This window comes from Chitinivibrionales bacterium, assembly GCA_014728215.1.
In the GTDB taxonomy this organism is placed as follows: domain Bacteria; phylum Fibrobacterota; class Chitinivibrionia; order Chitinivibrionales; family WJKA01; genus WJKA01.
This window is the reverse complement of record WJLZ01000200.1, coordinates 1-20,568: the sequence shown is the minus strand read 5'-3', so window position 1 is coordinate 20,568 and position 20,568 is coordinate 1. Positions and strand designations below refer to the sequence as shown.

Below are 20,568 nucleotides of genomic sequence, written 5' to 3'. Positions count from 1 at the left end.
GAAGTGTACATGTCATGAACATGCATTTTTTGCCTTTGTTCCGAGATATCCTCCGTGATGTCGCAGACCGAATTCTTTTTGTGTGATATTTTTCCGTTCCATAAGCACAAGCGCAAGTGCATCACTGATTGCAAGCATGACAATTGTACTTGACGTAGGAGTCAGTCCTAAAGAGCATGGCTCGGTGATTTCACCCATATTCAGCACAACCGGACATAATTCCCGTATGGATGAGTCTGGATGGGAAGTAATACCTATCATTGATGTTACGCCGAGGTGGCGTGCCAACTCCAGCATTTCGAGAACCTCGCGTGTTTTTCCACTGGTGGAGTAGGCAAGGATCGCATCGCCTTCACTCATAACCCCCAGATCACCGTGAGCAGCTTCGCCAGGGTGCAGATAACATGCAGGAGTACCGGTTGAACAGAGGGTCCCGGCCATTTTCTGGGCAATCTTTCCTGCTTTTCCCATACCGGTTGTAATGACTTTACCCGGACATCTGAGAAGCTCGGATACAGCTTCTGCAAAATCGGAGTCAAGGGGGATATTTCGAATTGCAGCAGCTTCAGCATCGAGAATCTCCCTCGCCCGTTTCAGATCATTATCCATATGTTTTTCCTGAATAGAACTTTTAATAAAAGGAGCCGGATATCAGACTCACAAAGCACGCGTTTAAACTATGATAATATACATCAAATAACCCGCTCGCAGCGGATTTTCACCACAAATCTCCCGGATTGATCGGTAATTTGACAGCGCAAAACAGCGGAAAAGAGGGCTGGAAAATAATTCTGTCCGGCCGGTACGGATAGCAAGATAAAAAACCGTTTATTACCATATCTAATATATTGATTTTGCTGAGGTAATACAGTATACTACATAATAGGAATCAACTGGTATAACCCCTGCGCCATAATTTATTATTGTTAAAGTAAAATTGTTTATCATTAATTAAAATATTTCTGATGAAAAACAGAAAAGTGATGTTACGATTAAAAACTGCTGTAGTTTTCATTGTATTTGCCGGAATTTCCTCTTTTATTTCCGCTTCATCCGGAGATAAAAGTGTAAAGCAGCTCATATTTGAAGAACAGCGAATTGAAGGAAAAATCAGACGTCCTCAACTGGTGCTTATCAAGGCCGATCAAAGACCGGATTTCGCTCCTATGGTAATCCAGAGCCTGGGAAAAAATACTAATGTTACCGATCTGGTCGATGAATCGGTTATCGAAAACTCTCCTTATGAGGAGGCTTTTGAATTTTCCGGTAAAGAAATCAAAAATTATGTACCCTAAAGAAAAAAAGTACCTCTCTCTGCTTATTATTTTCTTATCCTATGCATTGTATAAGTAAATCATTTATCTTTAATCATTGTTCTTCGGTTCCTTTGCTGTTTGTTACATACGGAGGAGCGGGGATTAAAGCTGTTGAAGCAGTATCTTATCCGAAAACTATTTCCAAGGAGCTCGTATGAACTTCTTCGCAAAATTTTTCCACTCATTCAATCCCTCCGAACCCGGATTTCTCTTTATGTGGATTTTGCTTGTGGTTGGTATTTTCTGTATCGCTATTGTACTGGAACGCTTTTTTTATTTGATGAGCCGGTCCGGTTTCAAAGCGGAGTTGTTTGTTAAAGAAATATTGACCAATATTAAAAAAGATGATATACCTGCTGCGCAGCGTATGTGTGCAAAGGCCGGCAAGATGGCACTGGCATCGGTGGTCAAGGCCGGTCTTGATGAAGCGAATCGCGGGGCCGATCGAATCCGCAACAGCGTTGATGAAGCCATACTGAAAGTAGTGCCTCAACTTGAGAAGAGGACAAATTATCTTGCTACGGTCGGAAACGTTGCTACACTGCTCGGGCTCATGGGAACAATTTACGGACTGATTCTCTCTTTTGCCGCCGTTGGAAAGCCAGGCATTGACGCCGCTGAGAAATCAACTCTTCTTGCCTCGGGTATTGCCGCGGCCATGAATACCACCTTTACCGGTCTGATGGTTGCCATCCCGGCAATCATTCTCTATGCAATTTTCCGATCAAAAACCCAGAAAATTATCGACGAAATCGACGAGCACTCATTACGACTGGTTAATGCACTCGTAGAAAAGTCATACAGAACCCATAAATATCATATCAGTGCTTCCCAACTCAAAGAGGGAGTCGGGGTCCATGTGACACATAATAATATAAAGCTTTTTACTGATAATAAACTGATCAAAGAAATCAATACGTAATCCTGTCGGTATTGCATAGGTACTCCTTACGTTATGAATATTTTAGCCGAAATACTTGCATCGTTTTCGCCCGGACAGAGCGGGTTTATTTTCATGTGGATACTTGCGGCGGTGGCTGTGCTTGCCCTTATTCTGGTTATTGACCGGTGGTGGGATCTCGGGCGTCGTACGGATGTGGATGCTGAAGCATTTACCGGGAAGATAAAAAAGTTAATTGAGGAAAATAAGCTTGATGAAGCCGACCGGATCTGTAATGCTGGAGGACGGCGGGCGTTGCCGAGAATTATCGGGGCAGGAGTGCGGAAAGCAAAGGAAATCCCTGAAATGATCAGAACCGCTATGGAAGAAGAGAGCCTTCATATGATCCCTCTTCTTGAAAAACGGGTGGATCTGCTTATGATGCTGGGCAATGTATCGACACTTTTAGGACTTATGGGAACTATTTACGGGCTTATCCTTTCCTTTGCCGCCGTAGCACGCCCTGAAGTCTCTGCTGTTGAAAAGTCGTCGCTTCTTGCTGCCGGCATATCCGCTGCTATGAATACTACATTGATGGGACTTTTTATCAGTGTGCCCTGCATACTGGTCTATTCTTTATTACGTTCGAAAATCGATCTTGCAACCAAAGAGATAGACCGGTTTGCCGTTTCCATTCTCAAGGCACTGGTTCCGTCACAAAAGGTCCAGAAATCTTACAAGATCTCATCTAAGCGGATTAAAGAAGATGTCGATACCGAGCCGAATATTGCGCCGATGATGAACCTTATGGTCATCCTGATTCCATTGCTTTTAACCTCCGCGGAGTTTGTGAAAATTGGTGCGATCGAACTCAAACTTCCTGCAACGGCAAAAGGCGGTAGTGGAGGACAGGGTGACAGTAATCAGCCCCAAAAGCAGGTAAAGCTCGATCTCGGCGTTGTTGTTACAAAAAAAGGCTTTAATTTGTTCCATTATTTCAAGGAAGAAGACTCTTCCACTGTTGCCGCCGGCAGTGGAAAAAAACCGGATATCCCGCTCCTTCGTGATTCATACGATTTTGAAACCCTGAACCGGGAACTGGCAAAGATAAAACAAAAGGCTCTTTTTGAAATAATCCAATCCTATCATCCTCAAGTAAATAGGAACGCAACATTGCTCCAGCTCTATACTGTGTACACTAAGAATGATTTCTCTGATACTCCGATGTTCAATGATCTTGAAAATATAAAAATTGTAGCCGAAGACAAAATCAAATATCAGACGGTTGTTTCGGTTATGGATGCTGCACGGGGGATTGCGTACCCTGAAGGAAAAGTTACCATGTTTCCAACTGTTTCACTTGCAGGAGGTATTATCCAGTAATGCCTAATGCCCGACTGGCGCGACAAGCAAGAAAATCACGGAGCAATACACAGGTAAAACTGAACATTACTTCGATGATGGATATGTTTACCATTATCCTGGTATTTCTTCTTAAAAGTTTTTCAACTCAGGGACAGCTGGTAACCCCTGCAAAGGGCCTGCTCCTTCCGGCATCGTCAATCGAACGAACCGCCCGTCAGGCTCAAACAATCAAAATTTCCGAAAATTCAATTGCGGTTGAAGATGTCCAGGCTGTTGATGAAACCGGGTATGAAGAACTGCTTGCACAAAAGGATTTTCTGATTGAGCCGCTGTATGATGTACTCATAAAGTTTGCAGAAGAAGCAAAGCGTTTGGCAGAGGCGACCGGCGATGAGTTTTCCGGTGAAATCACCATCCAGGGAGATGTTGAGATTCCCTATAATGTGCTGACCCGGGTCATGTATACCTGTGGTCAGGCCGGATATCCTGTCATGAATCTGGTGGTATACAGGAAAGAATAGATGGAAATCAAAGAAACAGGAATATTTTACGCGGGAGCTTCGGCAGCGGCGGCAAAGCCTGTTGAATTTCCCAAAGAATTGCAGCGCCATCTGTTTGCCCGGCTGGAGGGGCGGTTCCTGTTATTTCTGGTCTCCACTGCGGTTATCCTTATAAGCATTACCCTTCTTCTTTCCCTCCGTGATATGCCCGAGGAGGTTACAGAAGAGGAAATATTGCAGATACAGGAACGCTATGCCCGTTTGGTACTCGATCAACCCAAGCCAAAACTCAAGGAAAAGGAAATTCAAGAACAAATCAGCGAGCAGGAAGTCGCCGAGCCTCAGGAGAAGAAAAAGGAGGCAATCGACCGCGAAAAAGAGACATTTGTAGAGCGGCAGCAACGAAAAGAGGCTACTCGGGAAGAACGAAAGGCCCGTCGGGAAGAAGTGCAACAGGAGATTCAGTCGACTGGTATTTTCGCAGCGATTACGTCCTCGGGCGATGAAAACGATGCCGGCAGCGCCGCTGTATCCGATCTTCTCGGTGCAACATCGGAAGGAATCGGTGATTTATCCGATATTGATATCTCGAAAGGTACATTTGCTACAAAAAAAGTTGATCCGGCAGCGTTGGCCTCACGAAAAGGTGAACGGACATCGGGAGTAAGTATCAAAAAAGATGCTATCGGTAAAACTTCGGGTTCACAGATTGCTTCAGCCGGAAAAGTAGCGATGACTTCTTCACCACCCGAGGTAAAAGCAGAATCCGGAGCCACTGTAACAAGCAAGTCCTGTATCCAGAAGATTGTTAATCGAGAAAGCAAACGGCTTAAACGTGTCTACGAAAACTGGTTGAAACGGGACCCGAGCCTTTCGGGGCAACTCAAAGTGAAATTTACAATTTTGCCCTCAGGGGGGGTCACCAATGTTTCGGTGGCAAAATCCTCGACCAATAATACCAGTTTTGACCAGAATATTATCCGGTATGTCAAACGATGGAGCTTTTCATCATGCTCCGTTGCAGAACCCATTGAAGTAATATATCCCTTTGCCTTTACCGGGATGTCTTAATAAAATGGTGACGTGATGTCGGGTCACATTGTATCTTTAATCCTCTTATTATTATTCAATAGGAGTTGTAATGCCTCCGATGAAAGAACGATCAAGCGAACGCATTGAATCTCTCAATGTAGATCCGGACAGGGTTACTTTTTTCGATTTAAGTAAAACCGGTGTGTGCTGCCTTTATAAGAAAAAGCTTGAAAAGGGGGCTGTGGTTTCGGTGAAAATAAATGATTTGCAGCTTAAGGCCCGGGTGATTTATGCAATCGACAGGAAAGATGGTGCACGGACAGGGCTGCAATTTATCGATACCAGCCCCGAAATACAGAAAGAGCTGAACACGCTGGTAGAAGGTTTTTCAAGGGGCATTCCGGTTTCCTGTGCAATAATTGAAGACAGTAATCAATGATTAAGGCCATATGAATCCGTCATCATGGGAAAAGAGCAGAAATAAACGTCGCCCCCTCTGGATACTCCTGACAGTTGCTGGTGTAGCAATTATTGTGGGGATTTTCATCCAAAATAACAGCGATTTGTTCTGGGAGACTTCGACAAAGGTCGAGGAAGATACGGAATATTCGGACACAGAAGAAGATTCCGAATCTCTTGAGTTTTCTCACGACAGTATCAGAGAGGCAATCGCGTCCAAGGTTGGCAAACCGTCTTCTGGCCAAGGGCAACCCGATATGCGGACAGAGAGCAGCCCGGAGAGGACTGTTGAGCTGAATAATGTAAAATGCAAAATTGCAGACCGTCCCGGCCTCGCCGTTATTATTTCAATTAAACTAGTATATAATAATAGCCAGGTAGAGGACGAAATACTCTTTAAACGTGAAGATTTGAGGGTAATGATCTATAAGGCGCTGGCGGATAAAAAACTGTCCGAAATTCTTGTGGAAAAAATCAGACCGGAAATTATTCGTGAGGTCAACAGCGTCTTAAAAAAAGGCAAGATTACAGACGTGATTTTTACTGACTTTCGGATAGAGAAGGTATTTGATTAATTATGTTACTTAAAATAATGGGGAAAGTTTTCGGTTCAAAATCGGAACGGGATGTAAGAAAGCTTAATCCGATTCTCGACAGGGTTAACAGTCTGGCCGATACCTATCGTGCACTAACCGACCAGGATCTTCAAAATAAAACTGATGAATTCCGCTCAAAACTTAAGCAGGGCCAGACCCTTGATGATATTTTGCCCGATGCCTTTGCTGTGATTCGGGAGGTGACGCACCGCGTACTTGGTGAAGGGCGGATGGTTATCGATCCGGTTACAAAACAGGAAATCCCTTTCATGGCCCACTTTGATGTCCAGATAATGGGTGGAGTTGTGTTGCATCAGGGGAAAGCAGCGGAGATGAAAACCGGTGAAGGAAAAACTCAGGTTGCTGCGCTTGCCGCTTATCTTAATGCCCTGGAGGGTAAAGGCGTTCATGTCATAACTGTTAATGATTATCTGGCAAAGCGCGATAGTGAATGGATGGGTAAGATATTCAATTTCATGGGCTTAAGTGTTGCATGTCTCGATACCACCGAGCCGGGAAGCTCCGAACGGCGGGAGGCATATAATTGCGATATTACCTATGGAACAAATAACGAATTCGGTTTTGATTATCTTCGAGACAATATGGCGTCATCACCTGAAGGATGCGTTCAGCGGGAGCTTAATTATGCCATTATCGACGAGGTCGACAATATTCTCATCGATGAGGCACGGACGCCGCTTATTATTTCCGGACCGGTTACCCGGTCAAATAAAGAATATGAAGAGCTGAAACCAAGGGTTACCAAAGTTGTTAGTGCCCAGAATGTGCTGATTAAAAAGGTCCTATCCGATGTTGAAAAACTCCTTCAGGATCCCGAAAAGGAGTATGAGGCAGGATTCAAGCTGCTTGTTGCGCAGAAAGGGGCGCCAAGAAGTAAAACGCTCTCCACTTTTCTCAAAGAGCCTGGTGTGGCAAAAATCATGAAAATGGTGGAAACCGATTATCTCAGAGAACGGAAACTTCACGAGATCGACGAAGAGCTTTTTTATGCCATCGATGAATCGGGACACAGTGCCGAACTGACCGAGAAGGGACGGCAATTAATAAGTGAATCCAATCCCGAATTCTTTGTCGTACCCGATCTTGCAGAAGAGCTTGGGAGGATCGATAATGATGAGAGCTTGGATTTTGAGGCTAAGGCCGAGGCCAGAGACAAAGCACATCGTGAGTATGCAGAGCGTACCGAACGAATACATTGTATTTCTCAATTAATTCGTGCATACTCGCTCTTTGAAAAGGATGTCGACTATGTGGTACAGGAAGGTCAGATATTAATTGTTGATGAGTTTACCGGACGAATACTTCACGGTCGCCGATGGAGTGAAGGGCTTCACCAGGCAGTAGAAGCCAAGGAAGGGGTACGGGTTGCAGGTGAGAACCAGACACTCTCGACAATCACCTTTCAGAACTACTTCAAGCTTTATAAAAAAATCGCCGGAATGACCGGAACTGCTGCAACAGAGGCTGCCGAATTCCAGGAGATTTATAAACTCGATGTGGTTTCGATTCCCACAAACCGTCCCATGGTAAGAGTCGATCATGACGATGAGATCTATAAAACTCAAAAAGAAAAGTACAATGCAATTTTAGATGAGATCAAAAGGATTAATGAAAAAGGTAATCCTATTCTTGTGGGAACAACATCAATCGAAAAGTCGGAACATTTAAGCAAGATGATGGCCCGGGAAGGGATTAAACATGAGGTTCTCAATGCCAAGCAGCATGCTCGTGAGGCATCGATTGTCGCTCAGGCTGGACGTTTGCATGCGGTCATGATCGCTACGAATATGGCTGGTCGTGGAACTGATATTGTTTTAGGCGGTAATTTCGAGGCTATGGCGGCCAATGAACTCATTAAAGAGGGTATTGATCCGGATGATTTGACGATTACCGAGATTCGGGAAAAACATAAAAAGCTCTATGAGCAGCTCAAAGAGGAGCATGATAAGGTCGTTGAAATGGGGGGCTTGTGCATAATCGGCACCGAACGTCACGAAGCCCGGCGTATCGATAATCAGTTGAGGGGCCGGGCCGGCCGTCAGGGAGACCCGGGATCGTCAAAATTTTTCCTCTCTCTTGATGATGATCTGATGCGGATATTCGGTTCCGGCAGAATTGCATCGATTATGGACAGGCTGGGTGCTGAAGATGGTGAAGTTATTTCTCATCCGCTTGTTAGCCGTTCAATAAGCAGCGCACAGAAACGGGTTGAGGGAAGAAACTTCGATCAGCGAAAACACCTCAAAGAGTACGATGATGTTATGAACCTTCAGCGAACGGAAATCTATGGCCTCCGTCAGAGAATGCTGAAGGGTGAAGATATTAAGGAAGAAATACTCGAGCAACTGGCTGCATATGTCGAGGAGATAATCTACAAGTATTCTTCCAAGAGCAAGTATGCGGAAGATTGGGATTTGAAATCGCTCTACGAAGAATTACAGATGGCTTTCGGGCTAACCTATCATGTCCCCGATGAGAAGCTTTCGAGTATTACCCATGAAAATATGTTTGATGAGATCTGGAAAGAGGTCAAGGATCGGTACGAAGAAAAGGAATCCCGTTTCGGAGCCGATCAGATGCGGCAGTTTGAGCGGGGCGTCTTTCTTATGGTCATTGACAATCTCTGGAAAGACCATCTTTATGAGATGGACCATCTTAAGCAGGGTGTACAGTTCAGGGCATTCGGTCAGAAGAATCCTCTGTATGAATATCAGCGTGAGGCATTGAAGGCCTTTGATGAGTTACGAAGCGCCATTTCACGGGAGGTTTCATCCTTCATTTTCCGCCTTGAGGCAGTAAAACAGGAAGAAGACCGGATGGGGTTGGACCATTCCCGTACCGTCCATGCTGAATTTGATGTATTTTCTAATGTACAGGCAGGGCAACCGGAACAGGCGGCTGGGGGAGCAAAGGCCCGGCAGCCGCAGCTGATAACCAACAGAGCGGGAGGAGACGGAAAACCCGCTCCGGTACGTGTGGAAAAACATGTTGGGAGAAACGAACCCTGTCCCTGCGGAAGTGGGAAAAAATATAAGAAGTGCTGTGGCAAAGCATGAGAAAGGGTCTTTTTATAACATTTGAAGGTATTGATGGATGCGGTAAGAGCACGCAGGTGGGCGAAGCCGCAAAGCGTCTGGAAAAAGATTCTATTCCCTGTCTTGTTACAAGGGAGCCGGGCGGTACACCGATCGGTGAGAAAATACGTGAGATTATATTGTCAAATGATAATGTCGAGATGGGCGCCGAATGTGAACTACTTCTGTACCTTGCATCACGGGCCCAGCATGTTTTCGAAAAAATATTACCGGCGGTGGAAAGCGGAAAAATCGTTCTCTGTGATCGATTTCAGGATGCTACATTTGCCTATCAGGGATATGGTAGAGGGTTGTCAATTAGTCAATTGCAGCAGTTGAACGAATTTTCCACCCGAAATCGGGCGCCCGATTTAACCTTTATTTTCGATTGTACGGTTGACGAAGCGGCTGAAAGACTGAAAAAGAGTAATAAAGCGCCGGATCGACTTGAAGGAAATTCCAGAGATTTCCATGAGCGAATCAGAAACGGTTATCTGGCCCTGGCAGAGCAGAATCCAAAACGGTGTATTATTTTTTCCGGAGACGAATCTGTTGAAACGTTGTCCTGGAAAGTGTACGAAAGAATTCAGCAGCTTATCAACGAAATAAACTCTTAGATAGATGAAGATTAACCGATTGGAGTAAAAATGAACAGCGAAACAACAACCTCCTTGTTCACCAAACCACGAATTATCGGCACCGTCATTTTAACGGTGGTAATATCAGGTCTTTTAATCGACAACATTAAGGCCGACAGCGATAATTTTTATTCCGACATTATTCGTCTCGATGATGTTGCCACCAAGATTCATCAGGGTTATGTTGAAGAGGTCGATTCAAAGCGGCTGGTCAATGAGGCAATAGAGGGCATGCTGACGATCCTCGATCCTCATACGACCTATTTCGAGAAGAAGCAGTATGATGAGCTTCGCATCCATACCGAGGGCAAATTCGGCGGTCTCGGCATTCAGATTTCAATCAGAGATAATGTTTTGACGGTTATGACTCCTATAAGCGGAACACCGGCCTCCCGGGCTGGTATCCAGTCCGGTGATCAGATCATCGAAATTGAAGGTGAGTCCACCAAGGGGATAAAACTTGATGAAGCTGTAAATAAGTTACGGGGAGAACCGAACACCGATGTAGCAATTAAGATTCGTAGAAAAGGTGAACCAAAGCCTCTCGAATATACAATTACAAGAGAAATTATTCAGATAAAATCGGTGCCCTACTATGGTGTTTTTAACGACAGTATCGGGTACATCAGGCTCAATACCTTTTCGCAGGAAGCCGGTAAGGAGATTGAAAAAGCGATAAAGCTTTTATTAAAAAAAGGCATTAACGGATTGGTCCTTGATCTGCGCCATAATCCCGGTGGATTGCTTCCCCAGGCCATTGAGGTGGCATCAAAGTTTTTACCCCGGAAATCACTTGTTGTCTCGACCAGAGGACGTTCGCCGGGACAGAATAAAGAGTTTGAAGCACCATCAAATCCTGTTCTTCCCGAAGACATGAAACTGGCAATTCTGGTAAATTATGCAAGTGCATCAGCCTCGGAAATTGTCGCCGGAGCCATTCAGGACTGGGACCGGGGTGTTATCCTTGGAGATACAACATTTGGTAAGGGATCGGTGCAAAGTATTCTGCCCCTCGAAGACCAGAGTCATCATATTAAACTGACCACAGCCTTCTATTATACCCCCTCGGGAAGGTGTATTAATAAGCCCGAAAATGATATTCAGGGAGATAAGGATGTCGAATCGGAATTCAATCACGAAGAGGGGATTCAAGAAGAGAACGGCGATACAGATGAGAAATCGGAGACCCCCAGGGATACGGCTACTTACAAAACCAAGAATGGCCGGCTGGTATATGGCGGAGGCGGAATTATTCCCGACACCGTGGTTATCCCGGAAATACCGAAGCTTCTTGTCCGGGTTCTCTTTCGGAACGATGTTTTCTTTAAGTTTGCAAACAGGGAGCATCCCAAAGTCAAAATGGATGACATGCAAATAGACAGCTCATTTAATCTGAACAAAAAAATAATGAACGATTTTTATACTTTTATTGATTCAATCGATTTTGAATATAAAACAGTTGCCGGACTGGCGTTCGATGATTTTGAAGTTCGTACCGGGCTTGTTGAAGATACGGCGGACAGTGATTCGGTGGAACGGAATGTTGAAGAAATGGAGCTGTCCAAAGAGGATAAAAAGAAGCTTCAGGAAGCTGCACACATTATTAACGATGTACTCAAACGGCAGCGAAAAGAAGAATTCAGTAATCAGGAAGATGAGATAAAGAAACATATAACCGAGGCGTTTCTTATTCGAGAATACGGACAGGATCATGAGATTGTATACCGGCATAAGCTCGCCGATGACGAGCAACTGCAAACCGCTATGCAGCTTTTATCCAATCCTGATCCCTACAAAACCCTTTTACAGCCGCAGGTACAGGAAAAGGAATAGCAGGATTAAAAAAAACAGCCCTGATTTTTGCTACATCTCTTGTTGCGGCGCGTGGACTAACGTTATTTTAGTCAGCTTATTAATTTTTGATTGGAGTAATTAATGATTTCGAAAATGCGAGAAATTGCACCAACGGTAATTCTTATCGCACTGATTGGTTTTGTCGCCACCATTTTCTTTTCCTGGGGAATGGACATTTCCGGTAAAGACCGGAAGCATGTTGTCGGCAAGATTGAAGGTAAAGAAATCACCTGGGAAACATTCGATAAGGAAGTAAATATCGAACGTGAGCGTCAGCGTGAAATGGCTGGCGGTGAACTTCAGCCTTATCAGGCACGTATGATTCCTCAGCAGGTGTGGGAAACAAAGGTAAGTCGTCATTTGCTCATTGAAAAATTCAAAGAGATGAAAGTTGGGGCTTCTGCCGAGGAAATATACAGACACATACGCAATAATCCTCCTCCGGGAATTGCCAATAACCCCAATTTTATGACCGATAGTGTATTCGATACGACAAAATTTGAAGCGTTTCTTAATAATCCCCAGCAGGTTGGCCAGCAGGGGATGCAGTTTCTGGAAGCCCATGTCAGAGATTTTATGGTTCCCATGGAAAAGCTTCAAACAATGATCAATGCCGGAAACATGGTTACAAAGGCAGAGATTGCCCGGGAATATAAATTAAAAAACGAAAAGGGCATTTTTGAATACGCGAAAGTCAGTTCTTCTTCGTTCAAGTTCGATTCTTCCGAGATTACCGATAATATGATTCTCGATTACTATGAGGCTCATCCCGATTCATTTGTTGAAAAAGAACAGGCTGTTGTGGATTATGTCAAAATGCCCAAAACTACAACTGCAGAGGATGAACGGGAGTACTATAACGAATTACTTGAAATAAAAAGCCGCATTGAAAGCGGTGAAGCCACATTTACCGAGGAAGCCAGGATTGCATCCGATGATGAAGGTTCGGCACGAAACGGTGGCGACCTTGGCTGGTTTAAAAGGGGTATGATGGTAAAGGAATTCGACAGTGTTGCTTTTTCACTCGACACTGGTGAAATATCCGATCCGGTAAAAACAAAGTTTGGTTATCATCTTCTACTGGTTGAAGAACGAGAGATGGACGGTGACAGTATCGCTCGAGTCAGGGCTCGTCACATACTCAGGAAAATTCAGCCTTCGGCAGAAACCCTCGACAGCCTTCAGGAGCTCGCCGATACCCTGAGAATCCAGATGGATAAAAAAGGTTTTGCCGGAGTCCTTGAAGAATATCCGGGGTTAAGCGCCGATTCGGCCGGGCCGTTTAAAAAAGGTGAAGTTGCAACGGGTATTGGATACATTCCCGGTATGACCTACTTCGTGTTTAACGGTACTGTGGGCGAAATTGCTGAAGTTCCTTACGAAAACCAAGACGCTTTTTACATTGTCAAAATTGCGCGCAAAATTCCTGCAGGACGTATGCCGCTTGAACTGGTTCGTGATGAAATCTCCACAAAGCTCAAGCGCCGGATACAGGAAAAGAAAGCTCGGGAGTATCTCGAAAATCTTATCGCGAAAAAACCGGATTCCATCAGTATTGCCTCCTTGTCTGATATCGATTCTCTGGTATCATCAGGCATTACCGATACGGTATCACGCAATGAATATATTCAAGGGGTCGGTAAGGATAATAAAGTTGTTGCCGCTGCATTTGCACTCGAAAAAGGCACCCGGTCTTCGGTAGTTGAAGATAACGGTACATTCTTTGTTGTCAAACCGCTTCACCATGATCAGGTCGAATCTATTCCATGGGACAGTCCACAGATCAATTCGATTGCCCGACAGATCCTGGCGAGTAATTATCAGAAACTCTATTACGATTGGTATCTGCAGGTAAAAGAAAACGCAGATATCGAAAACAACGTAAGCGATTATTACTACAATTAAGGTGCAGAGTTCCGCTGCACCTTTTTCTCCCCGAAGAGAAAGTGTTTACAAAAAATCACTCGTCCGGTCGAAGTCCTGCACCGGCAAGCGCGTAATCGTAGATTGTCTGATGACGGGTTACCTGAAATCCCACGATTGCAGCCAGCCCTCCCGGAAAACTGTATTGCAGACCGAATATTTCTGCTGCCATTACCGCTGAAGAAATTGGTACATTCATACTACTGGCGAGCATACCCGAGAATCCTGCTGCTGTAAAGGCAAAGTAGGTTGGAGATCCTATAGGGATACCGAGGAAACAGGCTGCAGAGGCCCCGAGGAGCATGCCGATAATTGCTGCAGGACCGGTAAATCCGGCACTCATCCCGCAGCCTACCGTTATGCAATTACAGAAAGCTTTGAACATAAGCATTATCAGGAGCAGTAAGCCGATCGATTCTATTCCATGGAGTCGGCCGGTAAGTGTATTCATATCACCCGAAAAAATGGCGGCTATAAATTGGTTGCTTGTTCCAAGAAGTTCCGGATTGATCGACCAGGCTATCAGTGATGCAACAAGGGATCCGACAATTACCTTGAAAACAACGTTCCCTTCTTTTCGTTTGAAAATTCTGACAATTAAAGCATACAATGAGGGATACAGACCACCCGAAATTCCTAGGAGTATAGTAAGGGCAAGGAGCCAGCCGACCTTGTCAATTTCCATAAATGAATCCACAGCGTTGATTTGATAAAAGGAATTCCAGCCCACTGCTTTGCAGAAAAATGTGGAGGTCGCGCTGGTAAGTATGGCGGGAAAAAGATCTTTGTATCCCATTTTGGCTTTCTGGATTATTTCGACTGCAAAGATACCGCCCCCGATTGAAGAATGAAAGACCGCTCCCACTGTTGCGGCCAGTCCGCAGATTGATGCCGTTCGCAGATCATCACTCGAGAATCCGACATTCAGTTTTTTCATCCCCCGTGTGAGAATCGACATGATTCCCGCTGTTGTCCGTCCGAGAGGCCCGATAACTCCTCCATTGCCGAATGTGGAGAGTGTCGCCAAGGCAGCCCAGTATTTAAAAAAAGTTACCGAAAAAAGAAGATCGCCTTTGTGGGTACGGATGCCTCTGATATAACTGGGAATGCCTTCCCCGGCCGCATGGGGCTGCAATTTATATATAACCCCTCCTGCAACCAATGCTCCGATTACTGTCCAGAGGGGAAGAGGGACTGGATAGGAAAGAAGAAATGATGAAATTAACCTGGAAAGAAAAATAAAGGAACGTACAACGCATGAGCCGACAATACCCGCCGAAACAGATAAAAAGAACCACTTAATAAGGTAAAGGTAAGAAAGTCCGACCTGGGAATCGAAAGGAAAATATTTACATGGGTTATTTTGTGACATCAGGCATTATTTCACAATTCTGTATTTAATTATAGTATTGTTATACTAAAAAATCCAGCATGGTGAAACACAGATAATAAAAACGCCGAAATTAATTACCCTATGGGAACAGTTCAGGTAAAAGCAACGATGTGAGCATTTTAGTGAGTAAATAGCATTAATGGCCCATGTGTAATGGTGCAAATCATATATTTAAATGTTTAAGTCGGTAGACACTATTTATTCAGATGTGCATAATTAATATTTTATGGTTAACACAGAATGGGTATAAATTTCATGGGGAGTCATTAATCCTGAAAAGCTGAAGATGAATCCAAGGGGGATTTTCATGAATACTATTCATGAAGAAAAGCGTCATACAACATCCGGAATTCTCATGACCTTTTCGGCTTTTATTCTAGTCGTGGTTCTGGGATTCGTGGATTATTTGACCGGATATAGATTTGATTTTTCTCTTATCTATCTTATACCGGTATTGCTTGTAGCATGGTTTATCGGGCGTTGGCAGGGATTCACTCTTGCAGCATTCAGTGCGATCATTTGGCTTATTGCAGATAAAACCGCGGGGCATGATTATGGAGGGGCCTTTTATCCATTCTGGAACATGATTACCCGTCTGCTCTTTTTTTCGCTGACGAGTCTTTTCCTTTCCGGAGTTCGTCATTCTCTTGTAAAGGAAGAGGAGCTTTCCCGTATCGATGCACTTACCGGGATAATGAATGGGGTAGGTTTTTCTGAGCAGGCCGCCGAGGAAATCAACCGGTCCCGGCGATTTAAAAATCCATTGAGTATTGCATATATGGGAGTAAATAATCTCAAGAAAGTCAATGAAGAGCTTGGGCACAGCATCGGCAATGCCGTTTTGAGAAGAGTTGCTCAGGCGCTCTTAAGGAATTGCCGGTCCTTTGATACGGTCTCACGGATCGCTGGTGATGAGTTTGCGATTCTGCTTCCACAAACAGGGCCCGAACAGGCTGAAGCTGCGGTATCCAAATTGCAGAAAAGCTGTGTTAATACAGTTAAACTCGAAAAATGGCCGATTACTTTTTCTATAGGAGTGGTGACCTTTTTTTCGGCGCCTACGACTATTGATGAAATGATAAGAGCGGCGGACGGTCTTATGTATACAGCAAAAGACCAAGGCCCTAATGTAATAAAATACCGGATTTCAGATTGATATCCTCTGTATCGATTCGACCCGGTATTTGTACTGAGTTTCCCGCTGCTAAAAATTAAATTTATGATTCATTGTTTCGATACTTCACATTGCCCGAATTAAAAGGAGGTTTCCGGTGTACAAACTGGGAATAGACCTGGGCGGTACGAAAATAGAAGGAATCATACTTGACGAGAGGGATAACGCCCTGTTTCGAAAGCGTATCCCGACCGAACAGGAGTATGGCTACAATCATATTCTCACCAATATCCGGCACCTCTATGAGCTTATGTGTTCCCGGATCGATAACAGGGAACATACCCTTGGCATCGGAACACCCGGTGCGATCTCCAGGAAAAGCGGACTCCTGAAAAATTCCAATACCGCCTGCCTGAACGGTAAGCCGATCAAGGAAGATCTTAAAGAGCTTCTGGGGATTAATGTAAAGGTACAAAATGATGCCAATTGCTTTGCTCTTGCAGAAGCGAGGATGGGCGCTGTAATCGGCAATGAGCTCGTGTTTGGTGTCATTATGGGGACTGGATGTGGTGGTGGAATTGTCCATCACGGGAATCTCATTACCGGCTTACAAGCCATCTCCGGAGAATGGGGGCATATGGCTATTGATCCGGATGGGCCCGAATGCTGGTGTGGATCACGAGGCTGTGTAGAAACTCTTATCAGCGGCGGCGGAGTGGAAAGGCGGTATAAAGCGAGATTCGGCACCAGGCTTGATTTCAAGGACATAATAAAAAAATATCATGATAATGTGCCTGAAGTGAACAGTTTTATGCGGGAATTCTTTTTGCATTTTGGAAGAGCATTAGCTAATGTTATTAATATTCTGGATCCCGATATTATAGTTCTTGGCGGTGGGGTTTCGAATTTTGATGAGCTCTATACAATCGGTGTTGAACAGACAAACAAATTTGTTTTCAGTGACAGCATGGATACTCCAATTGTTAAAAATCAGCTCGGTGATTCTGCTGGTGTAATCGGAGCAGCTTTTATCGGTTGAAAGTCAACGGCATAAGGTTCGGTATGCTTCAGTAACCCATTTCAATGCGATGGAAATGGTTTATAGAGGGCACCTTCAATACTGTCACCCGGTTCAATCGAAATTAGTTCTCAGCCGCAACCATCACAGTCCAGGTATATATAATTAATGAATAACGCTCATGTAATAATACCGTAACCTCTGGTATATAATTTGCTTTTTATAAAGATATAATAAAGAAACGAAACAACATTATCGGGTGAGGCTTTTATGGGAAGCGGTTTTCAAGCACCAAAATTCAAGTCTCGAGGGGCGAGACGTGTTTCCGAATATTGTTTAACAACATTTAATTACAAGGGACTGGATTTCTATGCAATTATGACAAATGTGTCCAGAACAGGAGCCCAGTTTCAAATGATCAATGTAGCCGAAAATGCCGATTTCAAGACCGGGAACTCACTCAACATAACAATTAAAACGCCCATTGGAGAAACAATGGTGAATGGGGAGATCAAATGGATCAACAAGGTTGACAATCTCTGTAAGTGGGGAGTGGAATTCAGCCCTATGGTTACAAACGAACTGGACCCGATTTGTTATATACTTTCGATGGATAAATATGATTAAATAAGAAAAGCCGCCTGACTGAAAGCAGACGACTTTTCTTAATCGGGGTGACTGGATTTGAACCAGCGACCACTTGAACCCCATTCAAGTGCGCTACCAGGCTGCGCTACACCCCGAATCTTTAAATATAAATTCCTTTGCCTTTCAAAATCAACGATTCCTGCCCTGGAACCGGCATTTCTTTTCAAACCGTCTTATTTGTAAAAACGCTTTGCCAAAATCCTCTGCAAGTGGCACACTTTTCGCTTCTTTAAAACATTAAAAGCATATACGATAGACCCGCTTGAGTAGGGAGTATGGATGTTGATAAAATGGTTAAATGCATTAAAAGATTGAATAAGCAGGGATACAGATTAATCGATAAGATAGAAGAAAGAATCGCATCATGACGGCTTTATTAATATTAAGGAGAAAAATATGCATTTCTGGGAGAATGTCGATATAATAGTTGCAGGAGCCATGCTTGCCTTTATGATTGCGGCTTTTGTTTTTGCTGCAATACGGCTGTAAAAGCAACTGAGAATAAAAGATACGGCTGTCTGTTACATATGTTTCCGGCAGAATTGACATCCATGTCGGGGATTTAGCTCCGACGCAGATCTCTTTCTCTTTTGCTTAATATACATCCACAATAATCCTGCCGGTATAATCCCAATTCCTGACTGAGAATTATGCTCTTTTTAAAACCGTCCTTTTTCTTGAAATTAAACGGCACATAAGCAATGTCGAATTCCTCCGCGGCAATTTTTCCTGCCTTGTTGAGCATATCGATTTTTTTGTGAGGGCTGATACTCATGACCGTAGTAAAAGCGGGCCATCCTATTTTTCTGCAAAATCGCGCAGTATCCCGAAAACGGAGGAGAAAACACTGAAAACAACGCTCTCCACCTTCCGGAGTGTCATAATACTGCCTGGTGGCTGTTGTCCATATAGATGAATTATAGGGTTCTGAACTGAATGGTACGTTATAATGCTTTGCAATATGCGAAGCCTCAGTAAGTCGTCTGGTGTATTCGGATTCGGGTTGAATGTTCGGATTGCTGAAATAACAATAGAGTTCATATGAATCATGCAACGACTGCACAACCCATGCTTCATCGGGAGCACAACAAATATGTAGTACAAGTTTGGATGTCATGGCAACCTTAAAAAGAGGACAATAGAAACAATAACCAAAAGCACCACAGGAACTGCCAGATAAAGCGTATGCTGCATATGATATTTAAATATGAAATCTCTGAACTCTGCCGGTTTTTGTCCGTAAAATCTTAGTAGCCGCATGCTTTCCTGTCCCCATTTATTTCGAAAACCTTTGCTTTTATAGAGATGATTCATAACATCGTTCCATCCATTTCTTTCCACATATTTCATGAGAAAAGGAATCGCATAGGAAAAATGTTTTCTTTCGATGAGAATATCCACCATCGGGGGAATTAAATCTATTTCACCGGGCATGAGTTTATATGCTTTTCTGAGACTGGTAAATGCCTTGAGGCTTTTGCCCCGCTCGCGATAGTAATCTGCCAGAAACCAGAAATCTTCCATGCAATAAGGGTATTCCATTCGGATAACTTTATGGACAACTTTCACCATCTTGGAAAAATTACCACTCATTTTCAGATGGTGATAATAGTCTCTCAGTATTTCCGGATTATTTGTTTCTATGCGGAGGGCTTTTTGAAAAATACTGTCGGCGTCAGTCATTTTTCCCGTTTCTGAATGAATGATAGCCATAACCCGAAGTGCTTCTGTATCAAGTGGCGCAACATCGAGAGCTTTTTGGGTTGTTGCAAGAGCCTCATCGAACTTACTCATATTTAAATACACATAGGCGAGATCGACGTAGCCGACCGGAGAATTGGGATAATAGAGAATTGTTTTCTGAGCTTCTTTTAAAGCCTCATCATATGAGTCATTTTGACAAAGGCAAAATACGAGTCTTGAAAGGGCACGAAGGTCATTGGGTGATTCCTTAAGGTAATCCCGGTATAACTGTACGCTTTGATCCGTTTTCCCCTGCAAAATAAAAAGGTCGGCAAGAAAATCACGAACTTCGTGATAATGTGAATTAATCTTGAGTGCCGATTCAAAGCATTCCATTGCTTCATCATACCGCCCCAGACGTTGATACGAGAGTCCGGCATGCTGAAATGTTTCGGGATTATCGATACCGAGTGTGAGGGCTTTGCTGAAATATTCCAGTGCCTTACCTGGGGCATTCTTTTCGTTATAAATCCAGATCAGTGCATTAAGGACTAATTCGTTTTCCGGATGATACTTTTCAGCCTCCAGAAGAAATGGCGTCGCTTTATCCGGCTGGTTGAGTTGAGTGTAAGCATAAAAAAGACCAAGCAGGCATTCGACATTCTCCTTTTCGATGCCTATTCCTTTGTAAAGCCAGTTGAGGGCTTTTTGTGGTTCTTCCTTTTCAGAATAGAGGCGGGAATATAATATAGTTATATCGATTTCATTGCCAAAGACCGGCTCATACTTATCGAGAAGCTCCTGAGCCTGATCAAGAAGGTTCAGTTCAATGAGTTCATGCGCCTTGTCTACAAGATCCGGAAGGTCGAGCCATTCTTCCATAAAGTTCTTTATCACATTCCTGGTTGAAGCCTAGTTTACTTGATCAACCAGGACCGCAGGCCGCAGTACCTGTATTGTCTTTTCTATAAGCGCTGCAATACCAAAACTCGCTCCGGCAAGAAAAAGACAGGTCAAAGCAACATGGGGAGAATTAATCGATTGAGGCGAGACG

At 43.9% G+C, this 20,568-nt stretch carries 18 protein-coding genes and 1 tRNA gene; 14 read left to right on the top strand and 5 right to left on the bottom strand.

Going from position 1 to position 20,568, the window contains the following annotated elements:
- Nucleotides 1–12: 12 nt before the first annotated feature.
- The gene (locus GF401_18040; protein ID MBD3346958.1) at nt 13–609 is read right to left on the bottom strand and encodes an SIS domain-containing protein; all 597 of its coding nucleotides are present in this window, start codon (nt 607–609) and stop codon (nt 13–15) included.
- Nucleotides 610–983: 374 nt separating this feature from the next.
- On the opposite strand from GF401_18040, the gene GF401_18035 reads away from it, so the two are divergent.
- The 11 genes from GF401_18035 to GF401_17985 all read left to right on the top strand — a co-directional run bounded on the left by GF401_18035 (nt 984) and on the right by GF401_17985 (nt 13,640).
- On the top strand, nt 984–1,295 hold the full coding sequence (locus GF401_18035) for a hypothetical protein (protein MBD3346957.1): 312 nt from the start codon (nt 984–986) through the stop codon (nt 1,293–1,295).
- A gap of 175 nt (nt 1,296–1,470) precedes the next feature.
- A complete protein-coding gene (locus GF401_18030) occupies nt 1,471–2,238 on the top strand; it encodes a MotA/TolQ/ExbB proton channel family protein (protein ID MBD3346956.1) in 768 nt (255 codons plus the stop codon).
- Between the two features lie 33 nt (nt 2,239–2,271).
- Nucleotides 2,272–3,579 carry a hypothetical protein gene (locus GF401_18025; protein ID MBD3346955.1) on the top strand — a complete coding sequence of 436 codons (1,308 nt, stop codon included), beginning with the start codon at nt 2,272–2,274 and terminating at the stop codon, nt 3,577–3,579.
- A complete protein-coding gene (locus GF401_18020; protein MBD3346954.1) occupies nt 3,579–4,082 on the top strand; it encodes a hypothetical protein in 504 nt (167 codons plus the stop codon). The genes GF401_18025 and GF401_18020 overlap by 1 nt, the downstream gene beginning before the upstream one ends.
- On the top strand, nt 4,083–5,132 hold the full coding sequence (locus tag GF401_18015; protein ID MBD3346953.1) for a TonB family protein: 1,050 nt from the start codon (nt 4,083–4,085) through the stop codon (nt 5,130–5,132).
- A gap of 70 nt (nt 5,133–5,202) precedes the next feature.
- Nucleotides 5,203–5,532, top strand: coding sequence for a hypothetical protein (locus GF401_18010; protein ID MBD3346952.1), 330 nt, complete (start codon nt 5,203–5,205; stop codon nt 5,530–5,532).
- A gap of 10 nt (nt 5,533–5,542) precedes the next feature.
- Nucleotides 5,543–6,127 carry a hypothetical protein gene (locus GF401_18005; protein MBD3346951.1) on the top strand — a complete coding sequence of 195 codons (585 nt, stop codon included), beginning with the start codon at nt 5,543–5,545 and terminating at the stop codon, nt 6,125–6,127.
- A gap of 2 nt (nt 6,128–6,129) precedes the next feature.
- A complete protein-coding gene (gene secA / locus GF401_18000) occupies nt 6,130–9,225 on the top strand; it encodes a preprotein translocase subunit SecA (GenBank protein MBD3346950.1) in 3,096 nt (1,031 codons plus the stop codon).
- On the top strand, nt 9,222–9,860 hold the full coding sequence (locus GF401_17995) for a dTMP kinase (GenBank protein MBD3346949.1): 639 nt from the start codon (nt 9,222–9,224) through the stop codon (nt 9,858–9,860). Before secA ends, GF401_17995 begins: the two co-directional genes overlap by 4 nt.
- Before the next feature lie 30 nt (nt 9,861–9,890).
- Nucleotides 9,891–11,714, top strand: coding sequence for a PDZ domain-containing protein (locus tag GF401_17990; protein ID MBD3346948.1), 1,824 nt, complete (start codon nt 9,891–9,893; stop codon nt 11,712–11,714).
- A gap of 102 nt (nt 11,715–11,816) precedes the next feature.
- Nucleotides 11,817–13,640 carry a hypothetical protein gene (locus tag GF401_17985; protein MBD3346947.1) on the top strand — a complete coding sequence of 608 codons (1,824 nt, stop codon included), beginning with the start codon at nt 11,817–11,819 and terminating at the stop codon, nt 13,638–13,640.
- A gap of 55 nt (nt 13,641–13,695) precedes the next feature.
- Here GF401_17985 and GF401_17980 read toward each other — a convergent pair whose 3' ends face one another.
- Nucleotides 13,696–15,030, bottom strand: coding sequence for a hypothetical protein (locus GF401_17980; protein MBD3346946.1), 1,335 nt, complete (start codon nt 15,028–15,030; stop codon nt 13,696–13,698).
- A 307-nt stretch (nt 15,031–15,337) separates the two neighbouring features.
- Here GF401_17980 and GF401_17975 point away from each other — a divergent pair, with 307 nt between their 5' ends.
- The 3 genes from GF401_17975 to GF401_17965 all read left to right on the top strand — a co-directional run bounded on the left by GF401_17975 (nt 15,338) and on the right by GF401_17965 (nt 17,810).
- Nucleotides 15,338–16,207, top strand: coding sequence for a diguanylate cyclase (locus GF401_17975; GenBank protein MBD3346945.1), 870 nt, complete (start codon nt 15,338–15,340; stop codon nt 16,205–16,207).
- Between the two features lie 115 nt (nt 16,208–16,322).
- Entirely contained in the window at nt 16,323–17,204 is an 882-nt protein-coding gene (locus GF401_17970) for an ROK family protein (GenBank protein ID MBD3346944.1), read from the top strand.
- Nucleotides 17,205–17,453: 249 nt separating this feature from the next.
- Nucleotides 17,454–17,810 (top strand): hypothetical protein, encoded by a 357-nt coding sequence (locus GF401_17965; GenBank protein MBD3346943.1) that lies wholly within the window; start codon nt 17,454–17,456, stop codon nt 17,808–17,810.
- A 42-nt stretch (nt 17,811–17,852) separates the two neighbouring features.
- Here GF401_17965 and GF401_17960 read toward each other — a convergent pair.
- The 3 genes from GF401_17960 to GF401_17950 form a co-directional block, all read right to left on the bottom strand.
- A tRNA-Pro gene (locus tag GF401_17960) sits at nt 17,853–17,926 on the bottom strand.
- Between the two features lie 467 nt (nt 17,927–18,393).
- Nucleotides 18,394–18,948: a hypothetical protein gene (locus GF401_17955; protein MBD3346942.1), complete on the bottom strand. Its 555-nt coding sequence runs from the start codon at nt 18,946–18,948 to the stop codon at nt 18,394–18,396.
- A complete protein-coding gene (locus GF401_17950) occupies nt 18,945–20,411 on the bottom strand; it encodes a tetratricopeptide repeat protein (GenBank protein MBD3346941.1) in 1,467 nt (488 codons plus the stop codon). The genes GF401_17955 and GF401_17950 overlap by 4 nt, the downstream gene beginning before the upstream one ends.
- Nucleotides 20,412–20,568: the final 157 nt, after the last annotated feature.